The following is a 17,019-nucleotide window of genomic DNA, read 5'->3' on the forward strand; positions in this document are numbered from 1 at the left end:
GCCGGCAGGTCCGCCGGCTCAGGGGTTGCGGATGAGGTCAGCGCACTTCTCCGCCATCGTCATCACGGTGATGTTGGGATTGACCGCAGGCAGTTTCGGCATCGCCGACGCGTCGACCACCCGCAGCCTCGACACCCCCTTGACCCGCAGCTGCGGGTCGAGCACCGCCATCGGATCGTCGGCCGCGCCCATCCGGGCGGTGGCGGCCGGGTGGTAGACGGTGTTGTGGCACTGGTGGATGTAGTCGAGCAGTTCGTCGTCGGTGGTGGCGTCGGGCCCTGGTGCGAGTTCGCGCGCCACCCAGTCGGCCAGCGCCGGCTGCTCGGCGATCCGGCGGGCGAGCCGCACCCCGGCGAGCATGATGCGTTCGTCGTAGCCCTCCGGGTCGGTGAAATAGCGCGGGTCGACCCTGGCCCGGTCGCGGAAGTCCCGCGAGCGCAGCTGCACCGTGCCGCGGCTGCGGCCCTGCGTCACGTTGGGCGTGAGGCAGAACCCGTTGTCGGTGGTGGGGTAGCCGCGCCGCAGGGTGTTCATGTCGAACGGCACACTGCCGTAGTGCATCATCAGGTCCGGCTGGGTGACGCCCTCGTCGACGGTGGTGAACAACCCGATCTCCCACCACTGCGTCGAGGTCGTCACCATCGGCTTCGACGCCTCCCAGAACACCAGCCCTTCGACGTGGTCGTCGAGGTTGGCGCCCACTCCGGGTGAGTCCACGCGGACCGGGACACCGATCTCTCGCAGGTGCGCGGTGGGCCCGATCCCGGAGAGCATCAACAGTTTCGGCGTGTCGATGGCGCCGGCGCACAGGATCACCTCGCGGCGGGCCGCCACGGTGTCGTACCCGGTCAGGTCGGGCCGCTGATAGCGCACGCCGGTGGCGTTGCGGGCGTCGTCGAAGAGGATCTCGGCGATCCAGCAGTCGGTGCGCACCTCCAGGTTGCGCCGCTGGTCGAGGATCGGGTGCAGGTAGGCGTGTGAACTCGAGTTGCGCAGTCCGTCCTCACCGGCGTTGATCTGGAACCAGCCGGCGCCGTTGCGCACCGTCTCGCCGCGGTTGAACGCGACGGTCGGCATCCCGAGTGCCGCGGCCGCCTCGAGTACCGCTGCGCCGCAGGGATCTTCGGCAGGGACATCACGCAGGCCGACCGTTCCGGTCAACCGGCGCATCAGCGGCAGCACCTCGTCGGCACTCCAGCCGGTCGCTCCCATCGCGGCCCACTCGTCGAGCGCCTCGGCGGGCGGCCAGAACGCGATGCACGAGTTGTGCGACGAGCAGCCGCCGAGCACCCGGGCGCGGGCGTGCCGCATGAACGAGTTGCCCCGCTCCTGGGGCTCAACCGGATAGTCCCAGTCGTATCCCGAGTCCAGCAGGTGCATCCAGTCCGAGAGCACCAGGATGGCGTCGTCACCGACGTCGGTGGGCCCGGCCTCGATCAGGCACACCGTCACGTCCGGATCCTCGGACAGCCGGGCCGCCAACGCGCACCCGGCCGTACCGCCGCCGGCGACGACGTAATCGAATGTGCCTGCGGGAGAAGCGGTGTCAGTCATCCAGGACGGCCTCGGCCTTCGTGGTGGCGGCATGGCTCTCCAGGCAACCGATGTGGTTGCGTCCCTTGACGAAATACCAGAGCAGCCCCGCGCCGAGGATGACGCCGATGTAGACGAACGCGCCCCACGTGTTGTACCAGGGGTCGCCGTAGACCGCCGACCGCGGCCACGCGAGGTTGAGCGCCATGCCGACACCCCAGACGACGGCCACGATGTTCACGGGCAGACCCCACCGCCCCATCGTGAAGTAGCCGCCCTCCTTCAGGTCCTTCGGCGGCCACTCGCCCCGCAGGCGCTTCTTGAGCAGCGGACCGGTGACCATCAGGTACGCCAGGTAGATCATGATGATCGCGATCGACGTCAGCACCGTGAAGATCTTCGGCTGACCGATGTTGATGACCAGGATGATCACCGAGATGACGCCGATGGTGACCGCAGGGATGATCGGCGTCTGGGTCTTCGGGTTGACGGTGGCGAGCCGCTCGCCGAACGGCAGCGCGTTGTCGCGTGCCATGGCGAAGGTGAGCCGGATCGCCGCGGTGTGGACGGCCAGGGTGCACACCGTCACCGCGATGACGATGCAGATCAGGAAGATGGTGCCGAGCGGGCCCCACATCACCTGCTCGACGATGTACTGCAGACCGCCGGTGCTCTCGCCGAGCGCCGGATCCTCCAGGTTCGGTGCGGCCATCACGGCGAACACCAGGATGCCGCCGCCGATGACGAACGACGCCAGGATCGCGCGGAAGATCGCCTTGGGCGCGGTGCGCCGCGGCTCCACGGTCTCCTCCCCCAGCGAACTCGCGGTGTCGAACCCGTACATCACGTATCCGGAGGCGAGCGAGGCGATCAGGAACGCGGCCAGCCAGCCACCGCTCTCCCCGGCGCCGTACCCGTTGCTGGAGAAGAAGACGTCCGGCCCCCGCTCCACGTTCACCGCGAGCAGGAGCACGATCAGCACGGCAGCGATCAGCTCGATGAACACACCCGCGCTGTTGATCCGCGACATCAGCTTCACCCCGAGCGCGTTGATCAGCGTGGTGAACGCGATCAGGACGGTGCCCAGCAGCACGGCGTTGGCGGCGTAGTCGTACTCGCCGGTGCCGTCGCCGATGATCTGGAAGCCGCTCCACAGCCTCGGCAGGTTGAGCTGGTATGCCAGCGCGACCGCGGAGATCGTCACGATGGACGCGGTGAGCATCAGCCAGCCCGACATCCATCCGACGAGGCGGCTGCCCAGCTTCTTCGACCAGTTGTAGACCGACCCGGCCACCGGGTACTTCGCGGCGAGTTCCATGAAGCAGAGTGCGACGGCCATCTGGCCGACGAACACGATGGGCCAGGACCAGAGGTAGGCGGGACCGGCCGTGCCGAAGCCGAAGTAGAACAGCTGGAACGTGCCGGTCAGGATCGAGATGTAACTGACGCCGGCGGCGAAGCTGGCGAACTTGCCGATGCTGCGGTCCAGGGACTCCTTGTAGCCGAAGTCCTCCATCCCGCTGTCCGCCGCGATTCCTCCCGTCGCTCCGCTCGCCCTGTTCGGTTCCTTGATCACCATGGTGGTGTCCTCTCTGCGGCTAGCCCGTGAACCAGCCGGCCGGCTTCGGCGCGACGTTGTGCCAGATGTGTTTGATTTCTTGATATTCCGCGAGCCCGGTGGGTCCGAGCTCGCGACCGTTGCCCGACTTCCCGTAGCCGCCCCACTCCGCCGCGGCGGTGTAGTAGCCGAAGTCGTTGAGCCACACCGTGCCGTGCCGCAGTGCCCGCACCACACGTTCGCCCCGCGCCGCGTCGGATGTCCGTACTCCGGCCGCGAGACCGTACTGCGTGTCGTTTCCGAGTGCGATCGCCTCGGACTCCTCGGTGAACCGCTCCACGGTCAGGATCGGCCCGAAGGTCTCCTCGATGACGATCCGCATCGACCGGTCGCAGCGGTCGAAGATCGTCGGCAGGTAGAAGCTGCCCGCGGCCAACCCCGGATCGCTGGGCCGCGCGCCACCGGTGACCAGCACCGCGCCCTCCGAGATCCCGAGCGCGACATAGTCCTCCACCTTCGCGCGATGCGATTCGGAGACCAGCGGGCCGGTCTCGCTGGCGGGGTCCATGCCGTGCCCGACCCGGATCTTCTCGGCGCGGCGGGCGAGTTCGGCGACGAAGTCGCCGGCGATCGAGGCTTCGACGATCAGCCGCGTTCCCGACGAGCAGACCTGACCCGAGTGCAGGAACACCCCGGTGAGCACCTGGTCGACCGAGGACTCCCAGTCCGCGTCGGCGAACACGATGTGGGGGTTCTTGCCGCCGAGCTCCAACGCCACCCTGGTGACGTGCTTGGCGGCGGTCTCGGCGATGACGCGCCCGGTGGCCGCGCCCCCGGTGAAGGAGATCAGGTCGACGGCCGCGTTGTCGGTGAGTGCCTCGCCCAGGCGGGCGCCGCTGCCCTGCACCAGGTTGACCACACCGGCGGGGACACCCGCCTCGACGAGCAGGTGGGTGAACGCGATCGTGCTCAGCGGTGTCACCTCGCTGGGCTTGGCGACCATGGTGGCGCCGGCGGCCAGCGCGGGCGCGATCTTCCAGACCATCTGCAGCAGTGGGTAGTTCCACGGCGCGATCAGCACGCAGACGCCGACCGGTTCGTGCACCACCCGGCTGATCACCGTCGGGTCGCCCACGTCGACGAGTCGGTCGGACTGCGTCGCGATCAGGTGTGCGTAGTACCGGAACACCGACGTGACGTCGTCGATGTCGATCTCGCTCTCGGCCAGCGTCTTGCCGGTGTCGCGGGTCTCCAGCCGGGCCAGCCGGTCCTTGTCGCGCTGCAGCAGATCGGCGATCCGCAGCAGCAGGGCGGCACGGTCGCCGACGGCGGTGGCCGCCCACTGCCCGTCGTCGAAGGCGGCCCGCGCGGCGGCCACCGCGGCCAGCGCGTCGTCGGGGGTCGCCTCGTCTACGGTCGCGGCGACGGAACCGTCGGCGGGGTCGATCACCTCCCGGGTGCCCCCGTCGGAGGCATGACGCCATGACCCTCCGATGTAGAGGTCCGGTTCACCGTCCACGACACGTCCCGTCAGTCACAGTCGAGACGGGACACTACCCACTCGTGGAACTCCGCGATGTGATGTTCGGCGGGGACGAGGACACCGCCGTGCCGGTACGCCCGCGACGCCATCGCCGGCTGCGTTCGCTCGCAGGCCTCGAAGTCCTGTTCGTTGACCCGGTGGAACAGCTCGACCGACCGGGTGACGTCGCGCCCGGCGGAGACGACGTCGGCGGTGTAGAGCCAGTCGCACTCCACGACGGTCCGCGTCGGGGACATCGGGATCATCCGGTGGAAGATGATGTGGTCGGGCACCAGGTTGATGAACACCGTCGGCTTGACGGTGATCGCGTAGTAGCGGCGGTCCTGGCCGTCGGTGATGCCCGGCAGCCGCTCGAACCCGGCGGCGCCGTCCACCGTGAACCCGTCCACGGCCGAGCCGAATTCGGCACCGCGGCCGATGTTCGCCTGAGCGGCCACACCGCGGGCGAACTCGGGGAGCACGCCGACGAGCTCGGGATGGATCGAGCTGCAGTGGTAGCACTCCATGAAGTTCTCGACGATCAGTTTCCAGTTCGCGGCGACGTCGTAGACGATGCGCCTGCCGACGTCGAGCCCGCCGATGCCGTAGCGGTTGATCGCGTCGGCGTCGCCCAGGGTTCGGGTGGCCTCGGCGATCACGTCGTCGAACGGTGGCGGCGTATCGGACAGGCACACCCACGCGTAGCCGAGCCATTCGGTGAGGGCGACGGGGACGAGCCCGAACCGGTAGCGGTCGATCGGCGCGCCGTCGTCGTCGGTCAGCGTCCCGATGTTCGGCGCCGCGACGAGCTTGCCGTCGAGGGCGTAGGTCCAGGAGTGGTACGGGCAGCGCAGGTTGCGCCGCAGTTCGCCCGCGTCGTCGGTGCAGAGCTGCGCGCCGCGGTGGCGGCAGATGTTGAGGAACGCCCGCAGCAGCCCGTCTCGTCCCCGCACCAGCAGCACGCTCTCCCTGCCCACCTGCACCTTGCGGAACATGCCGGGGGTGGCGAGTTCGGCGGACCGCACCGCGCAGAACCACATGTCCTCGAAGATGTGTTCCTGCTCGGCGGCGAACACCCGGTCGCTGGTGTAGTACTCGCCGCGCAGGGTGGCGCGCAGCCCCGAGGGCGGTTGCAGGGTCGTCATGTCGTCACCAGTCGCCGGGGGTCGAACAGCGTGATCGGGTGGCGGGTGACACCGTCGGTGGCCAGGTCGGCGAGGATCTCGCCCACCACCGGAACGAACTTGAAGCCGTGCCCCGAGAAGCCGCATGCCACGGTGACGTTCGCGCTGTCGGGGTGGCGGGCGATCACGAAGTGCTGATCGGGGGTGTTGGAGTACATGCACGTCGCCGAGTGCAACAGCGGCCCGTCCAGGGCGGGCAGCAGTTCGGCGGCCTTGGCGCGCATCTCGCCGATCTCGCGGTCGTGCACCTCGCGGTCGATGGTCTCGGGCGTGCAGACCACACCGCGGCGGAAGAACGCGACCTTCACTCCCCCGGCCGGGCCGTCGATCGCCGGGAACCCGTAGATCTGGTCGCCACCGCTGTCCTCGGCGATGAAGATCGGCTGGTCGGCGAAGGCGTCGGCGCCGCCGACCGGGTCGAACCAGTACAGCACCTGCCGTTCGACGGTGATCGGAATGCCGAACTCCGCCAACAGCTGTGGCGCCCAGGCGCCCGGGCAGACGACGAGCTGGCCCGCGGTGTGGCTGCCCTGCGTCGTCGTCACCGAGACACCCCCTGCGGTCTCCGCCCAGTGCAGCACCTCCTCGCCGAAGGACAGGGTGGCGCCTGCCTGTTCGGCGAGGTCGATGTGGGCCTGCACGGTCAGCTCGGGCCTGGCGAATCCCGCCTTGGCCTCGTAGAGCGCGATGTCGTCGTTGCGGGGCGTGAAATTCGGGTGCCTGCGCCGGATCTCGGTGGAGTCGAGCACCTCGTGCGGCAGGTCCCATTCCCGGCTGGCCCGCAGACTGCCTGCGACGGTCAGGCTGTCGGGCGGCCCGATGAACAGCCCTCCGGTCAGCCGGAACACCTCGCGGCCGGAGTCGGCGGCAAGGTCGCCCCACAGCTCGTAAGCGCGCAGCAGCAAGGGGACGTAGGCAGGGTCCTCGAAGTAGGACTGCCGGATGATCCGTGACCCGCCGTGGCTGGAGCCGCGGTCATGCGCCGGGCCGAACTTCTCCAGCCCCAGCACGCGCTGCCCGCGGGCGGCGAGGTGGTAGGCGGCCGCGCTGCCCATCCCGCCGAGACCGATCACGATGACGTCGTATGTCATGGCCTACCTTCTGATCCGGGCCATCTCGGGGTCCACCACCGGTTCGGAGTGGACGGCAGCGGTGTGCCGCGTTCCGCGGTAGTCCACGCAGACCGCGGCGCCGTCTGCGGTGTCGGTGGGCAGCCAGGCGTAGGCGATGGTGCGGCCGACGGTCGGCGAGTATCCCGCACTGGTCACGTAGCCCACGCACTCCGCGCCGACGTACACCGGCTCCTTCCCGAGCACCACTGCCGCCGGGTCGTCGAACACGATGCTGCGCAACGTGTTCGGCGGCGGTTCCGCGGACTCGAGCGCCGCTTTGCCGACGAAGTCGTCCTTGGCCATCCGGACGGCGAACCCGAGCCCGGCGGCCGCGGGAGAGTGCTCGGCGGTGACGTCGGTGCCCCAGCTGCGGTAGCCCTTCTCGATGCGCAGGCTGTTGAAGGCGATCCGGCCCGCGGCGATGACGCCGTGGTCGTGGCCGGCCTCGAAGAGCAGGTCCCACAGCGCCGCGCCGTACTGCGCGTCGGTGTAGATCTCCCAGCCCAGCTCGCCGACGTAGGAGACGCGCAGCATGGTCACCGGCAGCGCGTCGAGGTGGGTGTGCCGCGCGCGGAAGTACGGGAAGGCGACGTGGGAGAGGTCGTCGGGGCACAGCGGCTGGACGAGGTCGCGGGCCAGCGGCCCCCACACGCCGACGCAGCAGGTGCCGCCGGTGATGTCGCGCAGTGTCACGTCAGGAGGCAGATGGCGTGCCAGCCAGTCGAAGTCCAGCGGCGAGTTGGCGCCCACCTGGAAGGTGGTGTCGGCGAGCCGGGTGACCGTGAGGTCGCTGCGGACGCCCCCGGTGTGGTCGAGCAGCAGGCTGTAGGTGACCGAGCCGACGCTCTTGTCGACGTTGTTGGTGGTCATCCGCTGCAGGAACGCGGCGGCGCCCGGTCCGGCGATCTCGTAGCGGGTCAGCGGCGTCATGTCGTACATCGCCACCCGGTGCCGGGTCCAGTGCGCCTCGGCGATCGAGATCGGCGACCAGAACTGCGCCGACCAGTCGTCGCGCTGCGGGGTGTCGAGGCCGTCGATGCGTTCGGCCAGCCCGGCGTTGGCCTCGAACCAGGCCGGACGCTCCCAGCCGCCGCCCTCGTAGAAGTAGGCGCCGAGTTCGCGGTGCCGGGCGTGGAACGGGCTGGTGCGCAGCCCCCGCAGGGCCGTGCGGTACTGGTGCGGGTGGATGACGTCGTAGACCTCGACGAAGGCCTGTGAACTGGTCTGCGCGATGAACTTCGGGCTGCGCGCCACGTCCTCGAACCGGTACAGGTCGCATTCGTGGACGTCGATCGAGGGCGTGCCGTCGACGATCCACTCCGCGGTCGCCTTCGCCACCCCGGCCGAATGCGTCACCCAGACGGCCTCCGCCACCCAGAAGCCGCTGAGCTCACGGTGCTCGCCCATCAGCGACAGTCCATCCGGGGTGAACGAGAAGATGCCGTTGAACGCCTCCTCGACCTTCGAGTCGTCCAGCGCGGGAAGAAGTGCGGTCGCCTCGGCCCACGCGGGGGCGAAGTCCTCGTCGGTGAACGGCAGCATCGAGGGCATGGCCTCGCCGGCGGTGTCCGCGGACAGGCCGGCCATCTCCACCGGCATCGGGCGGTGGGCGTAGGACCCGATCCCGATGCGGTCGACGTGTTCGCGGAAGTACAGGTCGGCGTCCTGGTGACGCAGGATGGGCAGGCCGGCCTCGAGCGCTTCGCTGTTGCGGCCGACCAGCGGGGCCACCTGGCCGGTCGTGGCGTACTGGTGGGCCATCGGCACCAGCGGCAGCACCAGGCCGACCTGCCGGGCGAATTGCGCGCCCCAGAATCCCGCGGCGCAGACGACGATGTCGGCGGGCAGCACCCCGTCGGCGGTGCGCACGCCGGTCACCCGGCCGGCGTGGTCGACGATGCCGAGCACCTCGGTGCCGGCCATGAACGTCGCGCCTCGTGCCATCGCGCGCCGCGCCTGCGCCTCGGCGGCGCGCACCGCCTTGGCCAATCCGTCGGTGGGCGTGTGGAATCCGCCGAGGACCCGGTCTTTGTCGAGCAGCGGGTGAAGCGTGAGGCATTCGTCGGCGGTGACCAGTTCGCCCTGGATGCCCCATGCCTGCGCCCAGCCGGCCTTGCGGTGCAGGTCGGCCCACCGCTGCGGTGTCGTGGCGATCTCGAGTCCGCCGACCGGGTTGAACGCCCAGCCGCCCGGGTGTTCGAGGGTGCGGAACTTCTCGACGGTGTAGCGGGCGAAGGCCGTCATCGTCTTGGACGGGTTGGTCTGGAACACCAGGCCGGGCGCGTGCGACGTCGACCCACCGGTGGCGAACAGCGGTCCGCGGTCGACCACCGTCACGTCGGCGCACCCGCGCGCGGTGAGTTCGTCGGCCAGCGAGGTGCCGACGATCCCGGCCCCGATCACGACGATTTTCGGCATGGACGAACCGCTTTCCCGACGAATGTGAACTATTTGTTGCGTATCACGCAACGTGATGTTCTATACGCAACACATCCTCGTCTTCGCGTGCTCTCACGTCAACTCGGACACGCACGGATTCGGAGTCGGACCGCGTATGGGTTTCAGACCTCGCGCGAGGGTTACCCTGGGTACAGCCGGATTAAGGCAGCGGCGACGACTTGGGTTTACGCCACGCGCTGCCGATCAGTTCCCAGTGAGCCGGCCACACGCTCGCACCACATCGAACCCGGTGCCCTACGGCAACGGATTCGAGAGACATGACCGTGAACAGCAGCGGCGCCACCGGCCTGCACTACGACGCGCGAGACCTGACCGACCTCTTCGAGCGCACCGCCAGGACCATCGCGACGTCGGTGGAGATCCGCAAGAAAGCTCAGGCGATACGGAGTGCGCGGCGGACCGCGTCGCCCCCCCGTGAGGTGACTTAGTCCGCCGGCTTGTCCTCGGCCTCGGCGCCACCGGCGTCGGCCTGGGGGGTCTCGGGCAGCAGCGCCTCCAGCGCCGAACCGGTGATCCGCCGGAACGCCCGGCGGGGCCGGTTCGCATCCAGGATCGCCACCTCCAGCGTCGACACCCCGAGCGTGCGGGCCTCGCTGCCGTTGCCGCCTGCGCCCGCGCTCAGCGCCGCCACCGCGATCTTCACGGCGTCGCCCAGTTCGGCGTTCTCCGTGTAGGAATCGTTGAGCGCGGTCAGGATCGGCTCGGTGGTCCCGCCCATCACCACGAAATAGGGTTCGTCCGCGATGGAGCCGTCGTAGGTGATCCGGTAGAGCTCCGGCGCCTTGGTCTCGCCGTAGTGCGCCACCTCCGCGACGCACAGCTCCACCTCGTACGGTTTGGCCTGCTCGGTGAAGATGGTGCCCAGCGTCTGGGCGTACACGTTGGCGAGCTGGCGGCCGGTCACGTCGCGGCGCGAGTACGCATAGCCCTGCGTGTCGGCGAACCGGATCCCGCCGCTGCGCATCGTGTTGAACTCGTTGAACCGGCCGACGGCGGCGAAGCCCACCCGGTCATAGAGCTCGCTGACCTTCTGCAGTGACCGCGACGGGTTCTCGGCGACGAACAGCACGCCGCCCTCGTAGGCCAGCGCGACCACGCTGCGGCCCCGGGAGATACCTTTGCGCGCCAGCTCCGAGCGCTCGCGCATCGCCTGTTCGGGCGAGATGAAATAGGGGAAGCTCACGAATCTGTACCTCGCGGCGCATGCGCATCAGGGCCGAAAGTGTCGGCGCGGGAACGACTCTGGATGACCTCGCGGGCGAGGGTGGCGATGTGCTCCTGGCTGACCTCCTCGGCGCCTTCGGCGCCGAGGACCACCGCTGTCGGATAGATGCCACGCACGAGATCGGGCCCACCGGTGGCCGAGTCGTCGTCCGCGGCGTCGTACAGCGCCTCGATGGCCACGCGCAACGCCGAATCGGCGTCGTGCACCTGCGCGTACAACTTCTTGATCGCCGACTTGGCGAACAGTGAGCCGGAACCGACGGACTGGTAACCCTCTTCCTCGATGTTCCAGCCACCGGCAGCGTCGAACGACACGATGCGGCCTGCCCCCTGCGGGTCGGGATCGTCGAGATCGAATCCGGCCAGCAGCGGCAGCGCGATGAAGCCCTGCAGCGCCGCGCCGAGATTGCCGCGCACCATGGTCGCCAACCGGTTGACCTTGCCGGGGAACGTCAGCGGGACGCCCTCGATCTTCTCGTAGTGCTCGAGTTCGACGGCGTACAACCGGGCGAACTCCACCGCGATCGCCGCGGTGCCCGCGATCCCCGTCGCCGTGTAGTCGTCGGTGATGTACACCTTCTGCACGTCACGACTGGCGATCATGTTGCCCTGGGTGGCGCGCCGGTCGCCGGCCATCACCACGCCGCCGGGGAACTTCAGCGCGACGATCGTCGTGCCGTGCGGCACCGCATCCGTGGCCCGACCGAGGTGCTCCGCGCCGCCGCCGAACGGCAGCAGATGGGGCGCCTGCCGGCGCAGCATGTCAGAGAACGACGACAGGTCCACCGGTACGGCGGGTGCCCCAGGAGTCGGGAGGGCGAATCGGGCGAAGGCCTGGTGATCGTGCGGCCAGGTCACTGGCCGCCCTTCTGGACGTACGCACGCACGAAGTCTTCGGCGTTCTCCTCAAGGACGTCGTCGATCTCGTCCAGCAGGTCGTCGGTCTCCTCGGTCAGCTTCTCGCGACGCTCCTGGCCGGCGGCCGTGCTGCCGGTGACGTCGTCGTCCTCACCGCCACCACCACCGCGCTTGGTCTGCTCCTGAGCCATCGCTGCCTCCTGCACATGTCATCTCGGTGAACGAAGCCGCGCACCGGTTCTTTCACATTACCGGTCGGAGTCCCAATTGCCCGGGATAGCCGGATCAGTTGGTGAGCTGCGCGACGAGTTCGGCGGCGCTGTCCACCGAATCCAGCAGGGCCCCGACATGGGCCTTGCTGCCCCGCAGCGGCTCGAGAGTCGGAATCCTGACGAGCGAATCGCCGCCGAGGTCGAAGATCACCGAGTCCCAGCTGGCCGCGGCGATGTCGGCGCCGAACCGGCGCAGGCACTCCCCGCGGAAGTACGCGCGGGTGTCGGTCGGCGGGTTGTCCACGGCGTCGATCACCTGCTGCTCGGTGACCAGACGCTTCATCGACCCGCGGGCCACCAGCCGGTTGTAGAGGCCCTTGTCGAGCCGCACGTCGGAATACTGCAGGTCGACCAGGTGCAGGCGCGGCGCCGACCAGCTGAGGTTCTCGCGGTTGCGGAAGCCCTCCAGCAGCCGGAGCTTGGCCGGCCAGTCCAGGATCTCGGCGCACTCCATCGGGTCGCGCTCGAGCAGGTCGAGCACCGCAGCCCAGGTCTCCACCACATGGGACGCCCGCGGGTCGGGGTCGCGCGAGTCCACCATCTTGGCCACCCGGTCGAGGTAGATGCGTTGCATCGCAAGGGCGGTGAGCTCGCGGCCGTCGGCCAGCGCCACGGTGGCCCGCAGCGAGGGGTCACGGCTGATCACGTGGACGGCGTGCACCGGCCTCGCCAGCGCCAGGTCGGTGAGGTCGACGCCCTCCTCGATCAGGTCGAGCACCAGGGAGGCGGTGCCCACCTTCAGGTAGGTGGACGTCTCGGCCAGGTTCGCGTCGCCGATGATCACGTGCAGCCTGCGGTACTTGTCGGCGTCGGCGTGCGGCTCGTCGCGGGTGTTGATGATGCCGCGCTTGAGCGTGGTTTCCAGGCCGACCTCGACCTCGATGTAGTCGGCGCGCTGGGTGAGCTGGAATCCCGGCTCGTCGCCCGCCGCGCCGATCCCGACCCGTCCGGACCCGGTGACCACCTGCCGCGACACCAGGAACGGCGTGAACCCGGCGATGATCGCCGAGAACGGCGTCTGCCTGCTCATCAGGTAGTTCTCGTGCGACCCGTAGGACGCGCCCTTGCCGTCGACGTTGTTCTTGTAGAGCTGCAGCCTGGCCGCACCGGGAACGCTCGCCACGTGCCGGGCGGCGGCCTCCATCACCCGCTCACCGGCCTTGTCCCAGATCACCGCGTCCATCGGATCGGTCACCTCGGGCGCCGAGTACTCCGGGTGGGCGTGGTCGACGTAGAGGCGGGCGCCGTTGGTGAGGATCATGTTGGCGGCACCGACCTCGTCGGCGTCGACCACCGGCGGTGGCCCGGCCGAGCGGCTCAGGTCGAATCCGCGGGCGTCGCGCAGCGGGGACTCCACCTCGTAGTCCCACCGGGTGCGCTTGGCGCGCTGGATGCCTGCGGCGGCGGCGTAGGCCAACACCGCCTGCGTGGACGTGAGGATCGGATTCGCGGTCGGATCAGACGGCGAGGAGATGCCGTACTCGACCTCCGTTCCGATGATCCGTTGCATGCCGTCAGCCTAGGCGACGGCCGCGACGGGGCGGTGACCGACGGTGGCGGGGCCGGCTGCCGGGATACTGGGACCGTGCGGGTTCTGATCGTCGAGGACGAGCGGCGGCTGGCGGCGACGCTCGCCGCCGGCCTGGCCGCCGAGGGCTTCACGACGGTCCAGACCGCCGATGGCGTGGACGGTCTGCGGCGGGCGTGCGAGGACGAATTCGACGTCGTGGTGCTCGACATCATGCTGCCCGGGCTGTCCGGCTACGAGGTGCTGCGGCGGATGCGGCGCCGCGGCGTGTGGACGCCGGTGATGATGCTGACCGCCAAGGACGGCGAGTACGACCAGACCGACGCGTTCGAACTCGGCGCCGACGACTACCTGACCAAGCCGTTCTCCTTCGCGGTGCTGGTGGCCCGCCTGCGGGCGCTGAACCGGCGCAGCGCGGTGCAGCGGCCGAAGGTGCTGACCGCGGGCACGCTGACCCTCGATCCGGTCCGCAGGGTGGTGACGCGCGACCGCACACCGATCCCGTTGACCCCGCGCGAGTACGGCCTGCTCGAGTTCCTGATGCGCCACCCCGACCAGGCGCTGACCAAGACCACGATCCTGCACAGCGTGTGGGATGCGAACTACGACGGCCCCGACAACGTGGTGGAGGTCTACGTCGGCTATCTACGCCGCAAGATCGACGTTCCGTTCGGCGCCACCACCATCAGGACGATCCGCGGGGTCGGCTACCGGCTCGATTCGGGCGCCGCCGCCAGCGGCAGCTGAACGGTCAGCCGGGAACCGCCGCCGGGGCGCACGTCGAACGACACCACGCCCGCGTGGGCGGTGACGATCTCCTTGACGATCGCCAAGCCCAGCCCGGCGCCGCCGCCGGTGCGGGCCCGGTCCGGGTCGAGCCGGACGAAGCGGTCGAACACCCGGATCCGTTCGTGCGGTGGCACGCCCGGTCCGTCGTCGGCGACCGTCAGCACCGCCGTGCCCGCGTCGGCGCGCACGGTGACGTCGACCCGGTTCTGCGCATGCCGCGCGGCGTTGTCGAGCACGTTGCGCACGACGCGCGACAGCGCGGCGCGGTCGCCCCGCAACCGGACCGGCGCCAGCTCGGCATGCACCATCGGGTCGGCGCGGCCCGCCACCGCGTCGACCTCCGCTGCGACGAGGTCGTCGAGGTCGACGTCCTCGCGGCGCAGCACCAGTCCGCGCTCGTCGGCCCGGGCCAGCAACAGCAGGTCCTCGATCAGCGCCTGCATCCGGTGCGCCTCGGGCAGCAGGGTTTCCGTGGCGAGCGGGCCGAGCAGGTCCGGGTGGGCGGCCGCCACCTCCAGCGCGGAGACGATGGTCGCCAGCGGGCTGCGCAGCTCGTGGGAGGCGTCGCCGACGAACCGCTGCTGGGCGGCGTGGCCGGCCTCGATGCGCGACAGCATCTCGTTCATCGTCACCGCCAGCGCGGCGATCTCGTCGCGACTGTCCGGGACCGGCACCCGCTCGGTCAGGTCCGAGGTGGTGATGGCGTCGACCCGGCCGCGGATCGCCTCCACCGACCGCATCGACCGGCGCACCAGCAGGTAGGTGGCCGCCGCCGACACCGCGATCACGATGGGCGCCGAGACGGCGAGCGCGGTGATCACCGCTCGGACCGTCGACTCGACGACGTGGCTGCCCTCACCCACCAGCACGGTGTGCCTGCCGCCCGGCCCGTCATAGGTGCCCGCGCTGAACCGGATCGGCCCGAAGGGCGATGCGTGCTCGGGCATGCCGATCCGCACCACGTCACCGATCTCGCCGATCGGGATCAGCGGGCTGTCGGGTGCCGCCTCGGACCGCCGCACCACCGCACCGTCGGTGGTGAGGATCTGCACCGCGAGGATTCGTTCGTCGGTCGCGAGCAGCCCGGGATCGAGTCGGTCCACGCCGTCGGTGCGCAACGCCGAGCCGATCTCGGCCAGCCGCTCGGCAGCGGCGCTGTCCACGTCGGCCAGCAGGGTCCGGTGCAGCACCGCGGCCAGTCCGGCGCCCGACAGCGTCAGCGCCACGAAGACCACCGCGGCGGCGACGAACGCCGAGCGCGCCGAGATGCCCCACCGGGTCCGCGGCAGGACGCGGTCCGACGAGGCAGCAGTGTCCACCGGTCCATCATTACCGCTCCCGCGCCGCCGCGATCGCGCACAATGGTGCGCTGTGTCCGACGACCGGCAGGTGCACGAGTGGTTCCTGCAGCGTGGGCTGCCGTTGGTGCTCACCCGGCGGGTGCGTTCGCGCAGGCTGATCGACCGGTCCGCCCCGATGGTCGCCGCGCTCGGCGTCGTCACCGCGCTGACGCTGTCCGCGGCCGAACTCACCGGCGACGACCCGGATTCCGGCTATGCGTTGCGGCTCGGCGTCATCGCCGCTGCGCTCATCGTGGCGCCGTTCGTGATGAACATGCTGCGGCGCACCGTGACCCGCCTCGGCCTGGCGGGGCGGCGGTCGGCGGCACTGCTGGTGATGGCGACGTTCGTCGCCGTGATGCCGGTCGCCGTCAACGGCTGGTCGGCGGAGGCGCTGACCGAGGCGCCGGTGTTCCTGCTGCTGTCGCTGCTCGCGATCTGGCTGACCTATGTCGGCTTCGGCTCGATCGCGCTGTGGGCGTTCCGCTTCGCGTGGCTGCAACTGGGCGCGCTGGGCACCTTGATGAGCCGGGCACTGCCCTTCCTGATGCTGACGGTGGTGGTGTACTTCACCGGCGAACTGTGGCAGCTCTCGGCACGGGTGACGCGGCAGCGGCTGTGGCAGACGATCGCCTTCCTCGCACTGGTGGCGATCCTGTTCATGGTCACCACGATTCGCGACGAAGTGCGGGCCCTGCGGGAGGAACGGGCCGAGGATCAGAATCCGGCAGAACTGCTGGCGGGCACCCCACTGGCCGTCGCGCCGGGGCACCAGCCGCCGCGGACGCCGCTGTCGCGCGGCGAGCGGGTCAACGTCGTCGCGGTCATGCTGGTGGCGCAGGCGATCCAGGTGGTGTTGTTCACCGCGGGCCTGTTCGCGTTCTTCCTGGCCCTGGGGGTGATCGCCGTCCCCGACGAGGTGACCGTGCTGTGGTCCGCGGAGGAGGTCTGCGCAGAAGGTCAACCGCCCTGCGCCGGAACGTGGTTCGGCATCACCCTGCCGGTGCCGCAGACCGTGGTGCACATGTCGCTGTTCGTGTCCGTGCTGTCCGGGCTGTACTTCACCGTCAGCACCAGTGTCGACCCGCTCTACCGGGAGCGGTTCTTCGATCCCCTGATCGCCGACGTCGCCGTCAGCCTCGCCGGTCGCGACGCCTACCTCGAGACCGAGTCCGCGCGCGCGCCGTGACCCGTTGCCCACATCGATGTGGGCAACCGTCGATCGGCTGCACGAATGCGCTGCGAAATCAGAATGCCGCGCTCTACACTGCGCGAATGCTGCGCGTCACCGGCGAGTGTCCTGTGAATCGGCAAACAAGCGCAGCGTAGGCACGAAAGGGCCACGATCATGAACAAGCGCCTCATTCCCGCCGCCGCAGCGGCTGCGTTCGCCCTCGCCCTGGCCGTCGCGTCGCCCGCGCACGCGGACGAGGGCAGTTACCTCGGCGATCTGGCCAACAACGACTTCACGGGTCCGACCGACGCCGCGCTGGAGATGGGCTACCAGATCTGCAGCGACGTGCAGCACGGCGTCCCGCAGGAGACGACCGTGCAGGCGATCTACGAGAACACCGCCGAGAGCATCGCCGTCGAGGATGCGAACTACATCTACGAGGCCGCCGTCATCCACCTCTGCTGA

Annotated in this window: 15 protein-coding genes; 4 read left to right on the forward strand and 11 right to left on the reverse strand. The window is 69.7% G+C overall.

The features are described from left to right. Positions 1-18: 18 nt before the first annotated feature. Genes AB0K11_RS20380 through AB0K11_RS20405 form a run of 6 tightly spaced genes read right to left on the reverse strand, consistent with a single transcriptional unit; the run spans position 19 to position 9,327 of the window. Positions 19-1,554: a GMC family oxidoreductase N-terminal domain-containing protein gene (locus AB0K11_RS20380; protein WP_364980887.1), complete on the reverse strand. Its 1,536-nt coding sequence runs from the start codon at positions 1,552-1,554 to the stop codon at positions 19-21. Next, positions 1,547-3,112 carry an amino acid permease gene (locus AB0K11_RS20385; RefSeq protein ID WP_364980891.1) on the reverse strand — a complete coding sequence of 522 codons (1,566 nt, stop codon included), beginning with the start codon at positions 3,110-3,112 and terminating at the stop codon, positions 1,547-1,549. Before AB0K11_RS20385 ends, AB0K11_RS20380 begins: the two co-directional genes overlap by 8 nt. Before the next feature lie 19 nt (positions 3,113-3,131). Further along, the gene (locus AB0K11_RS20390) at positions 3,132-4,610 is read right to left on the reverse strand and encodes an aldehyde dehydrogenase family protein (protein ID WP_364980894.1); all 1,479 of its coding nucleotides are present in this window, start codon (positions 4,608-4,610) and stop codon (positions 3,132-3,134) included. 11 nt (positions 4,611-4,621) lie between these two features. Next, positions 4,622-5,758: an aromatic ring-hydroxylating dioxygenase subunit alpha gene (locus tag AB0K11_RS20395; RefSeq protein ID WP_364980897.1), complete on the reverse strand. Its 1,137-nt coding sequence runs from the start codon at positions 5,756-5,758 to the stop codon at positions 4,622-4,624. After that, positions 5,755-6,888: an N-methyl-L-tryptophan oxidase gene (gene solA, locus AB0K11_RS20400; RefSeq protein WP_364980900.1), complete on the reverse strand. Its 1,134-nt coding sequence runs from the start codon at positions 6,886-6,888 to the stop codon at positions 5,755-5,757. The genes AB0K11_RS20395 and solA overlap by 4 nt, the downstream gene beginning before the upstream one ends. 3 nt (positions 6,889-6,891) lie before the next feature. Then, a complete protein-coding gene (locus AB0K11_RS20405) occupies positions 6,892-9,327 on the reverse strand; it encodes an FAD-dependent oxidoreductase (protein WP_364980903.1) in 2,436 nt (811 codons plus the stop codon). 299 nt (positions 9,328-9,626) lie between these two features. Between AB0K11_RS20405 and AB0K11_RS20410 the strand changes: the two genes are divergently transcribed. After that, positions 9,627-9,797 carry a hypothetical protein gene (locus AB0K11_RS20410; protein WP_364980906.1) on the forward strand — a complete coding sequence of 57 codons (171 nt, stop codon included), beginning with the start codon at positions 9,627-9,629 and terminating at the stop codon, positions 9,795-9,797. On the opposite strand, the gene prcA is transcribed toward AB0K11_RS20410, so the two are convergent. From prcA to dop, 4 genes are all read right to left on the reverse strand, one after another. Then, on the reverse strand, positions 9,794-10,552 hold the full coding sequence (gene prcA, locus AB0K11_RS20415; RefSeq protein WP_364980909.1) for a proteasome subunit alpha: 759 nt from the start codon (positions 10,550-10,552) through the stop codon (positions 9,794-9,796). The genes AB0K11_RS20410 and prcA overlap by 4 nt on opposite strands. Then, the gene (gene prcB / locus AB0K11_RS20420) at positions 10,549-11,379 is read right to left on the reverse strand and encodes a proteasome subunit beta (protein ID WP_364981828.1); all 831 of its coding nucleotides are present in this window, start codon (positions 11,377-11,379) and stop codon (positions 10,549-10,551) included. The genes prcA and prcB overlap by 4 nt, the downstream gene beginning before the upstream one ends. A 68-nt stretch (positions 11,380-11,447) precedes the next feature. Further along, positions 11,448-11,642, reverse strand: a complete 195-nt coding sequence (locus AB0K11_RS20425) for a ubiquitin-like protein Pup (RefSeq protein WP_264010673.1) — start codon at positions 11,640-11,642, stop codon at positions 11,448-11,450. A 94-nt stretch (positions 11,643-11,736) separates the two neighbouring features. After that, positions 11,737-13,233: a depupylase/deamidase Dop gene (gene dop / locus AB0K11_RS20430; RefSeq protein ID WP_364980914.1), complete on the reverse strand. Its 1,497-nt coding sequence runs from the start codon at positions 13,231-13,233 to the stop codon at positions 11,737-11,739. Positions 13,234-13,308: 75 nt separating this feature from the next. Between dop and AB0K11_RS20435 the strand changes: the two genes are divergently transcribed. Next, a complete protein-coding gene (locus tag AB0K11_RS20435) occupies positions 13,309-13,998 on the forward strand; it encodes a response regulator transcription factor (RefSeq protein WP_364980917.1) in 690 nt (229 codons plus the stop codon). Here AB0K11_RS20435 and AB0K11_RS20440 read toward each other — a convergent pair. After that, complete coding sequence (locus tag AB0K11_RS20440) at positions 13,959-15,359, reverse strand: HAMP domain-containing sensor histidine kinase (RefSeq protein ID WP_364980921.1); 1,401 nt, start codon at positions 15,357-15,359, stop codon at positions 13,959-13,961. The two genes, AB0K11_RS20435 and AB0K11_RS20440, sit on opposite strands and share 40 nt — an antisense overlap. Positions 15,360-15,411: 52 nt before the next feature. Between AB0K11_RS20440 and AB0K11_RS20445 the strand changes: the two genes are divergently transcribed. Together AB0K11_RS20445 and AB0K11_RS20450 are read left to right on the forward strand one after the other, a co-directional pair. After that, positions 15,412-16,569, forward strand: coding sequence for a hypothetical protein (locus tag AB0K11_RS20445; protein ID WP_364980924.1), 1,158 nt, complete (start codon positions 15,412-15,414; stop codon positions 16,567-16,569). 159 nt (positions 16,570-16,728) lie between these two features. Next, positions 16,729-17,019 carry a DUF732 domain-containing protein gene (locus tag AB0K11_RS20450; protein WP_364980927.1) on the forward strand — a complete coding sequence of 97 codons (291 nt, stop codon included), beginning with the start codon at positions 16,729-16,731 and terminating at the stop codon, positions 17,017-17,019.

The sequence above is a fragment of the Mycobacterium sp. NPDC050551 genome (genome assembly GCF_040674075.1).
In the GTDB taxonomy this organism is placed as follows: domain Bacteria; phylum Actinomycetota; class Actinomycetes; order Mycobacteriales; family Mycobacteriaceae; genus Mycobacterium.

Excerpts from the sequence above, each read along its gene's own strand:
- solA (WP_364980900.1), bottom strand. The coding sequence starts at position 6,888 with ATGACATACGACGTCATCGTGATCGGTCTCGGCGGGATGGGCAGCGCG.
- AB0K11_RS20385 (WP_364980891.1), bottom strand. The coding sequence starts at position 3,112 with ATGGTGATCAAGGAACCGAACAGGGCGAGCGGAGCGACGGGAGGAATC.
- AB0K11_RS20380 (WP_364980887.1), bottom strand. The coding sequence starts at position 1,554 with ATGACTGACACCGCTTCTCCCGCAGGCACATTCGATTACGTCGTCGCC.
- dop (WP_364980914.1), bottom strand. The coding sequence starts at position 13,233 with ATGCAACGGATCATCGGAACGGAGGTCGAGTACGGCATCTCCTCGCCG.
- AB0K11_RS20405 (WP_364980903.1), bottom strand. The coding sequence starts at position 9,327 with ATGCCGAAAATCGTCGTGATCGGGGCCGGGATCGTCGGCACCTCGCTG.
- AB0K11_RS20395 (WP_364980897.1), bottom strand. The coding sequence starts at position 5,758 with ATGACGACCCTGCAACCGCCCTCGGGGCTGCGCGCCACCCTGCGCGGC.
- AB0K11_RS20425 (WP_264010673.1), bottom strand. The coding sequence starts at position 11,642 with ATGGCTCAGGAGCAGACCAAGCGCGGTGGTGGTGGCGGTGAGGACGAC.
- AB0K11_RS20410 (WP_364980906.1), top strand. The coding sequence starts at position 9,627 with ATGACCGTGAACAGCAGCGGCGCCACCGGCCTGCACTACGACGCGCGA.
- AB0K11_RS20450 (WP_364980927.1), top strand. The coding sequence starts at position 16,729 with ATGAACAAGCGCCTCATTCCCGCCGCCGCAGCGGCTGCGTTCGCCCTC.